The sequence below is a fragment of the Agilicoccus flavus genome (assembly GCF_014857905.1).
Taxonomy (GTDB): domain Bacteria; phylum Actinomycetota; class Actinomycetes; order Actinomycetales; family Dermatophilaceae; genus Agilicoccus; species Agilicoccus flavus.
This window is the reverse complement of record NZ_JACYXE010000007.1, coordinates 206,123-219,996: the sequence shown is the minus strand read 5'-3', so window position 1 is coordinate 219,996 and position 13,874 is coordinate 206,123. Positions and strand designations below refer to the sequence as shown.

General features: G+C 73.3%; 12 protein-coding genes and 1 tRNA gene. 8 read left to right on the top strand and 5 right to left on the bottom strand.

The window, feature by feature from the left end; translation table 11 throughout:
* Positions 1-215: 215 nt before the first annotated feature.
* The 7 genes from ICW24_RS12180 to ICW24_RS12150 all read left to right on the top strand — a co-directional run bounded on the left by ICW24_RS12180 (position 216) and on the right by ICW24_RS12150 (position 8,425).
* Positions 216-2,036, top strand: coding sequence for a phosphoenolpyruvate carboxykinase (GTP) (locus ICW24_RS12180; RefSeq protein WP_226346023.1), 1,821 nt, complete (start codon positions 216-218; stop codon positions 2,034-2,036).
* Positions 2,037-2,262: 226 nt separating this feature from the next.
* The gene (locus ICW24_RS12175) at positions 2,263-2,904 is read left to right on the top strand and encodes an ABC transporter permease (protein WP_226345981.1); all 642 of its coding nucleotides are present in this window, start codon (positions 2,263-2,265) and stop codon (positions 2,902-2,904) included.
* Between the two features lie 52 nt (positions 2,905-2,956).
* Positions 2,957-4,147, top strand: a complete 1,191-nt coding sequence (locus ICW24_RS12170) for an ABC transporter ATP-binding protein (RefSeq protein ID WP_226346022.1) — start codon at positions 2,957-2,959, stop codon at positions 4,145-4,147.
* An 80-nt stretch (positions 4,148-4,227) separates the two neighbouring features.
* On the top strand, positions 4,228-4,959 hold the full coding sequence (locus ICW24_RS12165; protein ID WP_372360586.1) for an ABC transporter permease: 732 nt from the start codon (positions 4,228-4,230) through the stop codon (positions 4,957-4,959).
* Positions 4,959-5,960, top strand: coding sequence for a glycine betaine ABC transporter substrate-binding protein (locus ICW24_RS12160; RefSeq protein WP_226345980.1), 1,002 nt, complete (start codon positions 4,959-4,961; stop codon positions 5,958-5,960). Before ICW24_RS12165 ends, ICW24_RS12160 begins: the two co-directional genes overlap by 1 nt.
* Before the next feature lie 150 nt (positions 5,961-6,110).
* Complete coding sequence (locus ICW24_RS12155) at positions 6,111-6,848, top strand: response regulator transcription factor (protein WP_307781337.1); 738 nt, start codon at positions 6,111-6,113, stop codon at positions 6,846-6,848.
* Between the two features lie 68 nt (positions 6,849-6,916).
* Positions 6,917-8,425 (top strand): sensor histidine kinase, encoded by a 1,509-nt coding sequence (locus ICW24_RS12150; RefSeq protein WP_226345979.1) that lies wholly within the window; start codon positions 6,917-6,919, stop codon positions 8,423-8,425.
* Positions 8,426-8,479: 54 nt separating this feature from the next.
* On the opposite strand, the gene ICW24_RS12145 is transcribed toward ICW24_RS12150, so the two are convergent.
* The 3 genes from ICW24_RS12145 to ICW24_RS12135 all read right to left on the bottom strand — a co-directional run bounded on the left by ICW24_RS12145 (position 8,480) and on the right by ICW24_RS12135 (position 10,521).
* The gene (locus tag ICW24_RS12145; RefSeq protein ID WP_226345978.1) at positions 8,480-8,911 is read right to left on the bottom strand and encodes an SRPBCC family protein; all 432 of its coding nucleotides are present in this window, start codon (positions 8,909-8,911) and stop codon (positions 8,480-8,482) included.
* A gap of 86 nt (positions 8,912-8,997) precedes the next feature.
* Positions 8,998-10,299, bottom strand: coding sequence for a phosphatase PAP2 family protein (locus tag ICW24_RS12140; RefSeq protein ID WP_226345977.1), 1,302 nt, complete (start codon positions 10,297-10,299; stop codon positions 8,998-9,000).
* Between the two features lie 128 nt (positions 10,300-10,427).
* Positions 10,428-10,521, bottom strand: a tRNA-Ser gene (locus tag ICW24_RS12135).
* A gap of 589 nt (positions 10,522-11,110) precedes the next feature.
* On the opposite strand from ICW24_RS12135, the gene ICW24_RS12130 reads away from it, so the two are divergent.
* The gene (locus ICW24_RS12130; RefSeq protein ID WP_226345976.1) at positions 11,111-12,703 is read left to right on the top strand and encodes an LCP family glycopolymer transferase; all 1,593 of its coding nucleotides are present in this window, start codon (positions 11,111-11,113) and stop codon (positions 12,701-12,703) included.
* Here the strand turns inward: ICW24_RS12130 and ICW24_RS12125 are convergent.
* Positions 12,681-13,304, bottom strand: coding sequence for a DedA family protein (locus ICW24_RS12125; protein ID WP_226345975.1), 624 nt, complete (start codon positions 13,302-13,304; stop codon positions 12,681-12,683). The genes ICW24_RS12130 and ICW24_RS12125 overlap by 23 nt on opposite strands.
* Before the next feature lie 142 nt (positions 13,305-13,446).
* Positions 13,447-13,650, bottom strand: coding sequence for a cold-shock protein (locus ICW24_RS12120; RefSeq protein ID WP_226345974.1), 204 nt, complete (start codon positions 13,648-13,650; stop codon positions 13,447-13,449).
* Between the last annotated feature and the right edge of the window lie 224 nt (positions 13,651-13,874).

The window sequence follows — 13,874 nt, the reverse complement described above, 5'->3', positions numbered from 1 at the left end:
CGCTTCCTGTGGCCCCAACTTTTGCGCGAAAGCACGGGTACGGTGGGAAACAGTGGTAGTGCGTCGGGCCGCGCCGGTCGCGGCTCCGGCAGGAGACCCCCCGTGGAGCGCGTCGGCGCCCGGGACGACCCGGCGCCCACCCCGACGTCACTCACTGTCGAGCACGCGAAGGGACATCTCCGATGACTGCGACCGAGACGACCACGAACCCGTCGATGCCGGCGGCGCCCGGCGATCGCGCCGCGAGCGGGTCGGGTGGCACGAGCCACGCCGAGCTCGACGCGTGGGTGGCCGAGACGGCGGCCCTGACCACGCCCGACCGGGTCGTGTGGTGCGACGGCTCGCAGCAGGAGTGGGACCGCCTCACCTCCGAACTCGTCGACGCGGGCACGTTCGTGCGCCTCGACGCCAAGCCCAACTCCTTCTGGGCGGCCTCCGACCCCGACGACGTCGCCCGCGTCGAGGACCGCACCTACATCTGCACGCGCGAGGAGTCGGGGGCGGGGCCGACGAACAACTGGATGGCCCCGGAAGAGATGAAGGGCCTCATGCGCGACCTCTACGCGGGGTGCATGCGGGGGCGCACGATGTACGTCATCCCGTTCGTCATGGGTCATCTCGACGCCCAGGTGCCGATGTTCGGCGTCGAGATCACCGACTCGGCCTACGTCGTGTGCTCGATGCACATCATGGCGCGCGTCGGCGCTCCGGTCCTCGAGAAGATGGAGGAGAGCGACGCCGCCTACGTCAAGGGGCTGCACTCGGTGGGCGCCCCGCTCGCCGAGGGTGAGGCCGACGTGCCGTGGCCGTGCAGCGAGACGAAGTACATCGTCCACTTCCCGGAGGAGCGCACGATCTGGAGCTACGGCTCCGGCTACGGCGGCAACGCGCTACTCGGCAAGAAGTGCTACGCGCTGCGGATCGCCTCGGCGATCGCCCACGACGAGGGCTGGCTCGCCGAGCACATGCTCATCCTCAAGCTCACCGGCCCCGCGGGCCGAGTCCACTACGTCGCGGCGGCGTTCCCGAGCGCCTGCGGCAAGACCAACCTCGCGATGATCGAGCCGACGATCCCCGGCTGGAAGGCCGAGATGGTCGGCGACGACATCGCGTGGATGCGGTTCCGCAACGGACGCCTCTACGCCGTCAACCCCGAGAACGGTCTGTTCGGGGTCGCGCCCGGCACCGGCTACGGCACGAACCTCAACGCGATGAAGGCGGTCGAGGCGGGCAACTCGATCTTCACGAACGTCGCCCTCACCGACGACGGCGACGTGTGGTGGGAGGGCATGACCGAGCAGCCGCCGGCGCACCTGACCGACTGGCACCGCGCCGACTGGACCCCGGACTCGTCGACCCCGGCCGCGCACCCCAACAGCCGGTTCTGCACGCCGATCCGGCAGACGCCGTGCGCGGCGCCGGAGTTCGACGACCCGAACGGGGTGCCGATCGACGCGATCCTCTTCGGCGGGCGCCGCAAGACGACGGTGCCCCTGGTCACGCAGGCGCGGGACTGGAACCACGGGACCTTCATCGGCGCCACCGTCTCGTCCGAGACGACCGCGGCGGCCAAGGGCGCGGTCGGCGTCGTGCGCCGGGACCCGATGGCGATGCTCCCGTTCATCGGCTACAACGCCGGCGACTACCTCCGGCACTGGGTCGACCTCGGCGCGCGGCACGGCGACGCGATGCCCGCGGTGTTCCTCGTCAACTGGTTCCGCCGCGACGCGGACGGCGGCTTCGCCTGGCCCGGGTTCGGCGAGAACAGCCGCGTCCTCAAGTGGGTCGTCGAGCGCCTCGAGGGCACCGCCGAGGGCGTCGGGACCCCCATCGGGACGGTGCCCGCGCCGGGCGCCCTCGACGTCGACGGTCTCGACGTCACCCCGGAACAGCTCGAGGCGGCCACCCGCGTCGACACGCAGGAGTGGCGGGCCGAGCTGCCCCTCATCGAAGAGTGGTTCGCCACCTTCGGCGAGCGGCTCCCGCAGGAGCTACGGGCCCAGCTCGACCGGCTGCGCACCGACCTGGGCGCCTGACGCGACGCGTCCACGCGAGGCCCCCGACGCGCGCGCGTCGGGGGCCTCGCCCTGTCGGCGTGGTTCGCGATCTGGGTGGATGTGGGGTCGATCTCGGGTTCGATGTGACCGGTTCGTGACACCGATCGTGGCGCCACCTGCGCCGATCCGTGGTTGCGTGGAATCCGTTGACATCCGAGGAATCGACGAGGTCGGCCCTTCACGGCCGCGGAAGGCGAGGCGCGGAGTGTGGGAGTTCCTCACGCAGCGATGGGCGGACGTCGCCTACCGCGCGTTCCAGCACACGAGCCTCGTCGTGCAGTCGGTGGCGCTGGCCACCGTCGTCGCGCTGCTGCTCGCCGTGCTCGTCGTCGGCGTGGGGCGGCTGCGCGGGGTCGCCAACACGGTCAGCGCGATCGGCCTGACGATCCCCTCGTTCGCGCTGCTCGGGCTCGTCATCCCCCTCGTCGGGATCGGCACCACACCGTCGATCGTCATCGTCACCTTCTACGCGACCCTGCCGATCCTGCGGAACGCCGTCGTCGGGCTGGACGGCGTCGACGACGCCCTCCTCGAGTCGGCCCGCGGCATGGGCATGAGCCCGCTCGCGTCGCTCCTGCGGGTCCGGCTCCCGCTCGCGTGGCCGGTCATCGTCACCGGACTGCGCGTCTCGACGCAGATGTCGATGGGCGTGGCCGCCATCGCCGCCTACGCCCTGGGCCCCGGCCTCGGCGGCTACATCTACACCGGCCTCAGCCAGATCGGCGGGGCGAACGCCCTCAACTACGCCCTCGTCGGCACCGTGGGGGTCGTGCTCCTGGCCCTCGTGCTCGACGGCCTGCTCGTCGTCCTCGCCCGCCTCACGACCTCCAGGGGGATCCGTGCCTGAGTCCACCGACCGCCGCCCCGGCGACCGCCGCCCCGACGACACCGACACCGGCCTGCAGCGGGTCGTCTCCGGGGCCGCGCTCACCCTCACCGACGTGACGAAGACGTACGCGGCGCAGAAGCGCCCGGCCGTCGACCGGCTCAGCCTCGACATCCCCGCGGGCGAGATCGTCATGTTCGTCGGCCCGTCCGGCTGCGGCAAGACGACGTCGCTGAAGATGATCAACCGGCTCATCGAGCCGACGTCGGGCACCATCACCATCGACGGTGACGACATCAAGAACCACGACGTCAACGAGCTGCGGCGCAAGATCGGCTACGTCATCCAGGGCGGCAGCCTGTTCCCGCACATGAGCGTCGCCGACAACATCGGGCTCGTCCCCGGGCTGCTCAAGTGGGACAAGAAGCGCATCTCGGAGCGGGCCGACGAGCTGCTCGACCTCGTCGGCCTCGACCCGGCGCGCTACCGCGACCGCTTCCCCCGCGAGCTGTCCGGCGGCCAGCAGCAACGCGTCGGCGTGGCCCGGGGCCTCGCGGCCGACCCGCCGGTCGTCCTCATGGACGAGCCGTTCGGCGCGGTCGACCCCATCACGCGGCAGCGGCTGCAGGACGAGCTGCTGAGCATCCAGCGGCGCCTCGGCAAGACGATCATCTGCGTCACGCACGACATCGACGAGGCGATCAAGCTCGGGGACCGCATCCTCATCCTCCGCGAGGGCGCGCAGATCGCCCAGTACGACACCCCCGAGACGATCCTCGCGGCCCCGGCCGACGCGTTCGTCGAGGACTTCGTCGGGGCCGGCTCGGCCCTCAAGCAGCTCAACCTGGCCCGGGTCGACGACATCGAGCTGCGGCAGCCGGTGACCGCGGTGCTCGGCGAGTCGGGGGCGGACGTCCGGGCGCGCCTCGACGCGGCGGGCGAGACGGCCGTCGTGCTCCTCGACGACCGGCGGCGGCCCGTCGGCTGGGTGTTCCGGCGCTCGCTGCCCGACGGGCCCATCACTGCGCCGCGCGGCGCCGAACTGCTCCGCGTCGACCGGCAGGCCACCCTCAACGACGCCCTCGACACGATGCTCGCCTCCGCCTACGGCGGCGCGATCGTCACCGGCAGCCGCGACCGCTTCCGCGGGGTCGTCACGTTCGAGGCCGTGACCGAGCACATCCGCTCGACCGCCCGCGACGCCACGGGCCGCGAGCCCGGGGTGGCGCAGGCCGAGGCCGCCGCCCGGGACGGTGGGTCGTGAGCGTGTCGGCGGACCGGGCGGGCGAGACCGGCGGCCCGGCACCCGAGGAGGGGGTGGACCGCACGGCCACGCCGGCGCGCGTGCGCCCGAAGCGCGACTGGGGTCTGCTCGTCGGGCTGCCGCTGTTCGTGCTCGCGACCCTCGCCGGGTGGGCGATCTGGCGGCAGACCGCCGGCCTCGACGAGATCGAGACCCGCGCCCTCGACTGGGCGACCGTGCGCGAGCTGACCTGGGAGCACATCGTGCTCACCGTCGTCTCCGCGCTGCTCGTCGTGCTCGTCGCCGTGCCGCTCGGCGTCCTGCTCACCCGCCCCGGGGTGCGCCGCCTGACCGGTCCCGTCGTCGGCGTCGCGAACATCGGGCAGGCGGCGCCCTCGATCGGCCTCGTCGTCCTTCTCGCCATGTGGCTCGGGTTCGGCTTCCGGACGATGGTCGTCGCGCTCACCGTGTACGCCGTCCTCCCGGTTCTGCAGAACACGATCACGGGCCTGCTCGGCGTCGACCGGGGGCTGCTCGAGGCGGCCCGCGGGATGGGGATGTCGAAGGGCAACATCCTCCTGCGCGTCGAGTTGCCGCTCGCCGTCCCCGTCATCATGAGCGGCGTGCGCACCGCGCTCATCCTGCTCGTCGGGACCGCGACGTTCGCGACCTTCATCGACGCGGGCGGGCTCGGCGAGCTCATCGACACGGGCATCAAGCTCTTCCGCTACTCCATCCTCATCAGCGGCGCCCTGCTCGTCGCGCTCCTGGCGCTGCTCATCGACTGGGTCGGGCGCGTGCTCGAGGCGGTCGTGCGACCGAAGGGACTGTGATGATCCGACGCCCGAACCGCCGCCGTTCGCGGGCCGTGACCGTCGCCGGCCTGGCCGCGGCGCTGCTGGCCGGCACCACCTCGTGCGGGCTGGGGACGGCCGGCGGCTTCTCGCCGACCGGAACCCTCGCCGGCCCGCTCGCCGGGGTGAAGACCCTCGACGGCACGCCCATCGCCGTCGGCTCGAAGAACTTCACCGAGCAGATCGTGCTCGGCAAGATGCTCGTCATCCTCCTGCAGTCGGCCGGCGCCGACGTCGACGACCTGACGAACATCCCCGGCAGCGCGAGCTCGCGCCAGGCGATGATCGAGGGGCAGCTCGACGCGGCCTGGGAGTACACGGGCACGGGCTGGATCTCCTACCTCGGGCAGACGAAGCCGATCCCGGACGAGAAGCAGCAGTACGACGCGGTCCGCGACTTCGACCTGCAGCGGAACCGGCTCGTGTGGCTGCCGCCGGCGCCGATGAACAACACCTACGCCTTCGCGACGCGGCAGGACACGGCCGCGAAGCTCGGGGTGAAGACCCTCTCGGACCTGAGCAAGGTCGCGCCGGCGCAGCGGACCTTCTGCGTCGACTCCGAGTTCGCCGCCCGCAGCGACGGGTTCCAGCCGATGCTCAAGACGTACGGGCTCACGTACGGCCAGGACGTCCCGGCGTCGTCGGTCAAGCGGCTGGCCGAGGGCGCCATCTACGGCGCCGTCGACTCCGGCCAGTGCACGTTCGGCGAGGTCTTCACCACCGACGGCCGCATCAAGGCCCTCGATCTCGCCGTCCTCGAGGACGACAAGAACTTCTTCCCCAAGTACAACGCGTCGGTCGTCGTCCGCCAGGAGAAGCTCGACGAGGTGCCGCAGGTGGCGCAGCTCATCGCGCCGGTGGCGGCGAAGCTCGACGACCAGACCCTCATCGACCTCAACGCGCGGGTCGACGTCGACGGCGAGGAGCCGGTCGACGTCGCCTGGGACTGGCTGCGCCAGGAGGGGTTCGTCAGCGGGTAGCCCCCGCGGTGGCCGTCCGGCCGGAGGTCGGTGGGGCCGGCCCGGGCGCCGGGCGGCGCGGCTCCAGGGGCGCCGGCGCGGCGGGCGGTCACAGGCGACACACAGGAACGGCACAGCGGCGCCCGGGCGCGGCTGGTGTTCACTGAGGTCATGGCCCCGACCTCACCCACGTCCGTCCCGGTCCTGCAGCGCCCCGACGGCTCCCCGGTGCGCGTCCTCGTCGTCGACGACGAGGCCAACCTCACGGAGCTGCTGTGCATGGCCATGCGGTACGAGGGCTGGGACGTGAAGTCCGCGGCCTCCGGGCTCGCCGCGGTGCGCACCGCGACGGAGTTCCGGCCCGACGCGGTCGTCCTCGACTGGATGCTCCCGGACTTCGACGGCCTCGAGGTGCTGCGTCGGATGCGCGCCCAGGACCCGAACATCCCCGTGCTGTTCCTCACCGCAAAGGACGCCGTCGAGGACCGGGTGGCGGGCCTGACCGCCGGGGGCGACGACTACGTGACCAAGCCGTTCAGCCTCGAGGAGATCGTCGCCCGGGTGCGGGCCCTGATGCGGCGCACCGCGGTCGTGGCCGGTGAGGGCGACGCCCGCCTCGTCGTCGGCGATCTCACCCTCGACGAGGACAGCCACGAGGTCACCCGGGGCGGCGACGAGATCTCGCTGACCGCCACCGAGTTCGAGCTGCTGCGCTACCTCATGCGCAACCCGAAGCGCGTGCTGAGCAAGGCCCAGATCCTCGACCGCGTCTGGAACTACGACTTCGGCGGGCAGGCCAACGTCGTCGAGCTGTACATTTCCTACCTGCGCAAGAAGATCGACCACGGCCGCGAGCCCATGATCCACACCTTGCGCGGCGCCGGGTACGTCCTCAAGCCCGCGTCGTGAGCACCGCGGTGCCGCCCGGCGGGGCACCTCCCGTGCCGCCGCTCCCGCCCCGAGGAGAGAGGACGGCGGTGTCGGGCGCCGTCGTCGACGGCCGCCGGGACGACGCGATCGGCCGGCGCGGCGGCCCCCTGACCGGGTGGACGCTGCGCCGCAAGCTCGTCGCGTCCATCCTCGCGCTCTTCGTCGTCATCACGCTCGTCACGAGCGCGGCGACGGCCCTGCTGCTCGAGCGTTCCCTCGAGGAGGACCTCGATGCGCGCGTCGTCAACACCGCCGTCCGGGCGCTGCGACCGGGGCCGGACTCGCCGGTGGACGGGCCGGGGCGCCGACAGGGCCTCGGCGGCGACTTCCTCCTCCTCGCCACCGACGACGCGGCCGTGACCGCGAACGTCGTGTTCACGCAGGCCGGCGCGGAGACGGCCCTGTCCACCCAGCAGGTGGCCGCCCTGGCGAGCGCCTCGCTGGGGGATCGGCCCGCGACGGTCGACCTCGGCGACGGCCTCGGCCGCTACCGGCTCGTCGCGGTGCGCCGGGGCAGCGCGGTGGTCGTCACCGGCCTGCCGATGGCGCCGCTCGAGGCGAGCATCCGCCGCCTGCGGCAACTCACGCTCGCGGTCGGGCTCGGTGGTCTCGTCCTGCTCGGACTCGGGACGACGTGGCTCGTCCGGTCGAGCCTGCGCCCGCTCGAGCGCGTGGCGCAGACGGCCACCCGCGTCGCCACCCTGCCGCTGAGCAGCGGCGAGGTGAGCCTCGCGGAGCGGGTGCCATGGCGCGACACCGACACCCGCACGGAGGTCGGCCAGGTCGGCGCCGCCCTCAACGAGCTGCTCGACCACGTCGACGTCTCCCTGTCGGCCCGGCACGAGAGCGAGACGCGGCTGCGGCAGTTCGTCGCCGACGCGAGCCACGAGCTGCGCACGCCGCTGGCCTCGATCCGCGGCTACGCCGAACTGAGCCGCCGCGAGCGCGAACCCGTCCCGAACGGGGTGCGGCACGCGCTGACGCGCATCGAGTCGGAGGCGAACCGGATGGGCGCCCTCGTCGAGGACCTGCTGTTGCTCGCGCGCCTCGACGCGGGCCGACCGCTGGCCCGCGAACCGGTGGACCTGACGATGCTGCTCGTCGACGCGATGAGCGACGCGCAGGTGGCCGGCCCGGACCACCGGTGGCGGCTCGACCTTCCCGAGACGGCGGTCGAGGTGCGCGGCGACGCCGCCCGGCTCACGCAGGTGATCGTCAACCTCCTCGCCAACGCCCGTGTCCACACGCCCGCCGGGACGACGGTCACCGGTCGGGTCGCCGCCGACGCGCAGGGCGCGACGATCGAGGTCGAGGACGACGGCCCCGGGATCGACCCGGAGCTGCGGCCCCGCATCTTCGCGCGGTTCACCCGGGGCGACAGCGCCCGCCACCGCGGCGGCGGGTCGACGGGCCTGGGACTGTCCATCGTCGCGGCCGTCGCGGCCGCGCACGGCGGTCACGTCGACGTCGAGAGCCGGCCCGGCCGCACGGTGTTCCGGCTGCGCCTGCCGTCGGGAGCGTCGGCCGGGACCCCCGAGGCGCTCGACGCGTCCTGACCCCGCCCGGGGCGGGGCCGACGCACCCGGTCCCACCAGGCGCGCCGGACGCGCTCAGGCCGGTTCGACGAGTCGGCGCAAGGCCACGGCGTCGGCGACGAGCTGGTCGGTCACCTTCTGCTCACCGCCCCCGAACAGCCCCATCCACACGCCGGTGACGGCGTCGAGGGAGATGGACGACGCGACCGTGCACCGGCCGTCGGCGTCGCTGCTCAGGACGAACCGCCCGGACGCCGGGACGCTCGACCCCGAGAGGACGTAGGCGATCTCCTGCGTGGGGCGCCACAGCGTGATGCGGCAGTCGCCGGCGAAGTCCCAGGCTCGGCGCAGCTTGTACAACGCCCCGTGCTCGGGCCCGGTGGTGTCGCCCTTGGGTGTGACCGAGTTGACGCTCTCCATCCACTCGGGCCAGCGGGTCGGGTCGCCGACGAGCTCCCAGACGGCGACCGGCGACGCCGCCACCTCGAACGTGTGATTGCACTCCATGCTCGCTCGCTCCTTCGACGGTGCGGTTCCGATGACATGGTCCCGGGTCACGGTCACCGGCTGAGGGTCCAGGATCCCAGACGGCCTCAGGCCTGTGGCCCGGACGACCCGGCGACGTGCCGGCGCGCGAGCACGACGTTGTCGAGGATCTCGGCCTCCTGCCCGTCGGGACCGGTGACGAGCCGGGCGCGTGTGTCGGCACGTTCGACGTCGAAGGCGTCGGGGTCGAGGCCGACGGTGGCCACGGTCTGCTCGACCGTCGGCAGGTCGTGGTGCCCCTGCCCCCACGGCGGCACCGTGCCGTGGTCGACGACGAGCAGCCGGCCGCCCGGGGCGAGCTCGCCGGCGAGGTCGCGCAGGACCCGGTCGCGCGGGAGGTCGAGAGGCGACTGGAAGAACTGGGCGCTGACGAGGTCGAACGGGCCCCTCGGCAGCTCGCGGGCGAGGTCGACGCGCCGGGTGTGGACGCGATCCGCCACCCCCGCGGCCGCCGCTGCGCGGTCCGCCCGTGCCAGCGCCGTGGCCGAGATGTCGACGGCGGTCACGTCCCACCCGCGGCCGGCCAGCCACACCGAGTCGGCACCCTCACCGGCCCCGACGTCGAGGGCGCGCCCCGGGGGCAGGCCCGCCGCGACCGTCGCGAGGATCGGGTTGACCCGGCCGCTCCAGACCTGCTCGCCCGCGCCGTAGAGGCCGTCCCAGAAGTCGACGGGATCCGCGGCCGGATCGACGTGGTGACCGGCGTGGCCGCAGGGGTCCTCCCCCTCGGGACCAGTCACCTGGGCGCGCTCGTCCCCACCGGGCCCGTGCGCGTGGGGCTCGCCGCCCGCCCCGACGGGGTCGGACGGGCGGGCGCCGCGGCGTCCCAGGCGCCCGGCGACGACCCCGATCGGTACCCCGATCAGCCACCCGGCGAGCGCGTCGGAGGCCCAGTGGGAGCCGAGGTAGACCATCATCGCCGCGACCGTCACGCAGGCGAGGGCCAGGACGACGGCCGTCCACCGCGCGAGGCGCCGCGACCGCCCGGCGAGGACGACGACGAGGGCCGCGGACGCGGCCGAGGTGAAGGCGGCGTGCGTCGAGGGGAACGCGTAGCCCGATCCCTCGAGCAGCTGCAACGCGGCGTCGGGGCGCGGCCGGGCGATGACCTCCTTGAGGACGCCGACGCCGACCTCCGCGACGACGACCGCGCCGACGACGGCGAGAGCCGGCCGCCACGCCCGGGTGAGCACGACGAACGCGACGGCGAGGGCCAGCCCCACGACGGCGGCGGTGGGCGAGATGCCCGCCCGCCCCACGGAGTACGTGAACCCGTCGAGCCACGGGACCCGGTGCGCGACGATCGCGTCGAGCAGGGCGCGGTCCCATCCGTCGACGATGTCGAGCACGAACGCGACCTCCTGGGACGTCCGACCGCTGGCGGCGGGGCGGCCGGTGGGCCCCGGACGGGCGGGGCGTGAGAACGAGAGCGGCGACGCCGGAGCCGTCACGTGGACGCTCCGACGTCGCCGTCGGGTGGCGGAGGCGGAGGGATTTGAACCCTCGATGGGGTTTAACCCCCAAACCCGCTTAGCAGGCGGGCGCCATAGACCGGACTAGGCGACGCCTCCATTGCCAGACCGCACGCCCACCCGTCTGCGACTCGAGCGCCCGCCAGGGCTGCTCGCGTCGCGGGGCGCGGAACGGCTCGGATCAGGCTACCCGGCGGGCGCCCGGGATCACAAAACGATCGCCGGGTCGGCGGGGGGCTGCCTCCCGCGGGGCTCGGTCACCGGCCGTGCACCGGGGGACGCGTCGGGGCCGGGTTCCGCGTCGCCGGGCCCCGGCCTCCCGCGGGGCGGATGACCGGCGTCGTCGCCGGAGGGAGGGCGCTCGCGTACCCACGTTTGTCAGGCGGCCCCCAGGCCCGGACGCCATACTGGAGCGTCCCGTTCGTCGCGTCCGGGGCCCGGTCGCGGCGCACGTCAGCCGCGGTCCCGTGCCCGGTGCGGCTCGTCGGGACCCCGCGCTCACCGGAGCGTCGCCCGAGCCACGGGGACCGGCGCCCTCGGCAGCCCCGCCAGGGCGTCAATGTCGTTCCGGCAGCTCGGAATCCCGGCCGCCGTGACGATAGGACACCCGGCGCCCCGCCGGTCGGCGAGCCGGGCGCGCAGCGAGAACGCCCGGACGACCCGGCCACGACCGAAGGAGAGGGGACGCATGAGCTACCTGCCCGACGAGCGGTACGCGGCGTCCTCCCGCGGCGACACGGGCGGCGCCCAGGCCGACGACTCCCACCGCCACAGCCTGCGGTCGTTCCTCGGTCACACGTTGCTCGGGACGGTGCTGCCGGGGTCGGGCCTCCTCCTGCTGGGGCGTCGGTGGGCCGGAGGGATCGTCCTCGGCGGATTCGTCGCCCTCGTCGTCGGCCTGACCACGTACTTCGCCTGGCACGGGACGCTCGACGCGGCGATGGTCCGGGCCCTCTCGGCGGCCTCGGACCCCACGGTGCTGCTCGTCGGCTGCATCGTCGGCGTCTCGCTCGGGCTCGTGTGGTTGTGGTCGGTGCTGTGGACCGCGCGCCTCACGTGGCCGTCCCGCCCCCAGACGGGTCGTCGCGTCGCGGCCGCCGTGGTCGCCGCGGCCCTCACGGCTCTGCTCGTCGCCCCCTCCGCCCTGGCGGCCCGGTACGCGCTCATCCAGCGCGAGACGATCGCCAAGGTCTTCGTCAACGACAAGTCGCCCACCGGGATGGACCCCGGCTCGGGCGGCGAGGACGCCTGGGCCCTGTACCCGCGCGTCAACATCCTCCTCGTCGGCGCCGACTCCGAGGCCGACCGCGAGGGCGTCCGGACCGACTCGATGATGCTCGCGAGCATCGACACCCAGACCGGGGACACGGTCCTCTTCGGCCTCCCCCGCAACCTCGAGAACGTGCCGTTCCCCTCCACGAGCCCCCTCGCGAAGATCTGGCCCGAGGGATTCCGGTGCCAACGGGACTGCCTGCTCAACGACGTGTGGCAGCAGGGGGTCACGCACGCCGCGCTCTACCCGGGCGACCCGCAGCCGGGCCTGACCGCCCTGTCGGAGGCGATCACCGAGGTCACCGGCCTCGCCCCGGACTACGCGGCCGTCGTCAACATGCAGAGCTTCTCCGCGCTGGTCAACGCGATGGGCGGCGTCGAGATCGACGTCAAGGCGCGGGTGCCGATCGGCGGCAAGCTCGACGCGAACCGCCGCATCGTCCCCGGCAGCATCAAGGGCTGGATCGAGCCCGGCCGTCAGCGCCTCGACGGCTACCACGCCATGTGGTACGCCCGCGGCCGCGTGACGACCGACGACTTCGACCGGATGCGGCGGCAGCGCTGCATGGTGGGTGCGCTCGTCAAGCAGGTCAACCCGACGACGATGATCCAGCGCTACCCGGCGCTCGCCGCGGTCGCGCAGGACAACCTGTACACGAACATCCCGCAGAAGGACCTCGGGGCGTTCGCCCAGCTCGTCACGCGCATGAAGAGCGGCACCATCCGCAGCCTGCCGTTCAGCAACAAGAACGTGCACGTCGGCAACCCCGACTTCGACAAGATCCGGGCCATGGTGCAGGAGGCGCTCACGCCGGCGCCGGCCGGTGCGGCCACACCGTCCTCCGGGTCCACGCCGTCCGAGCCCACCTCGACGCCGAGCCGGACCGGGTCGGGCGACGACGAGACGGGGTCGGGCGACAAGACCACCGCGCCGTCGGAGCCGTCGGGATCGGGCACGCCGTCCTCGGCCCCGACGGAGGGGGCCGTCAAGGTGTCGGAGGCCTGCTGACCCGTTCGGACGCCGACCGGGCGGCGGCCCGGCCGCGCCACCAGCGCAGCCCCATGAGGGCGAGCACGGCGAGCGACACGAGCCCGGCCCACCGCGCGTACTCGCGCAACAGCGGCACCACCGGCTCCCCGACCAGATAGCCGGCGAGGAAGAACAGCGCCTGGGACACCACGGCCGCGGCGAGGTCGACGAGCAGGAACGTCCGCAGGCGCACCCCGGCGATGCCCAGGGCGGCGTGCAGGATCTCGCGCGGGAGGGGCAGCGGCACGTAGGCGAGGACGAGGGCCCACACCGAGAAGCGGCGGACCAGGGCCTCGGCCCGGGCGATGCGGCGTCGCGCGGCGGGCCCGTCCCCCGCCAGGCGGACGAGGACGTCGTGGCCCCAGATCCTCCCCGCCCACCAGAACACCCAGTGGAACTTGGCGATGGACACCATCGAGGCGAGGAGCGGCCACAGGTACCACCCGCCCTCGGCGCGGGCGAGGACGCCCATCGCGACGACGGCCATGCGGGACCCGGTGACGACCGCGAGCAGGTCGGGCGACAGGCCGAGCAGGAGCGGCCGAGCCGGCAGCGAGACCACGCCGTAGGCGGTCACCACGGCCAGGGCGATCCCGCACCAGAGCCGGGCGCGCCGCGACGCCGGGGGCGGGTCCGCCTGGCGGGCGCCGCCGACAGCGAGAAGCCCCCGAAGAGCGCTTCGGGGGCTTCTCGGCGGGATCACGCCGATGGGCGTGCCGCGATCAGAGCGGGCGGACGGCGTCGGCCTGCGGGCCCTTGGGGCCCTGCGTGACCTCGAACTCGACGCGCTGCGCCTCGTCGAGGGACCGGTAACCGCTCGACTGGATGGCCGAGTAGTGCACGAAGACGTCGGGGCCGCCGCCGTCCTGAGCAATGAAGCCGAAGCCCTTTTCGGCGTTGAACCACTTAACGGTGCCCTGTGCCATGGGGAAAAACACTCTCTATCAGATCGGCATGAACGCCGCACGATTTACGACGCCCCGGCTGCCGCACTCACCCCACAACGAGCGGGACATGCCCGTCATGCGAAAAACTGCGTCTTGAGTCGCTTCTTCGACCTGCGAGGAACTGCACATGCAACCGTGCTCACCGTAGCACGCACCCACGGCTCGCCAGAGGGGAAATCCCCAACCATCTCACGGCGTCCGGC

Bases quoted from the DNA above. Each gene is read 5' to 3' on its own strand.
- ICW24_RS12180 (WP_226346023.1), top strand. From the start codon at position 216: ATGCCGGCGGCGCCCGGCGATCGCGCCGCGAGCGGGTCGGGTGGCACG.
- ICW24_RS12160 (WP_226345980.1), top strand. From the start codon at position 4,959: ATGATCCGACGCCCGAACCGCCGCCGTTCGCGGGCCGTGACCGTCGCC.
- ICW24_RS12155 (WP_307781337.1), top strand. From the start codon at position 6,111: ATGGCCCCGACCTCACCCACGTCCGTCCCGGTCCTGCAGCGCCCCGAC.
- ICW24_RS12145 (WP_226345978.1), bottom strand. From the start codon at position 8,911: ATGGAGTGCAATCACACGTTCGAGGTGGCGGCGTCGCCGGTCGCCGTC.
- ICW24_RS12130 (WP_226345976.1), top strand. From the start codon at position 11,111: ATGAGCTACCTGCCCGACGAGCGGTACGCGGCGTCCTCCCGCGGCGAC.
- ICW24_RS12120 (WP_226345974.1), bottom strand. From the start codon at position 13,650: ATGGCACAGGGCACCGTTAAGTGGTTCAACGCCGAAAAGGGCTTCGGC.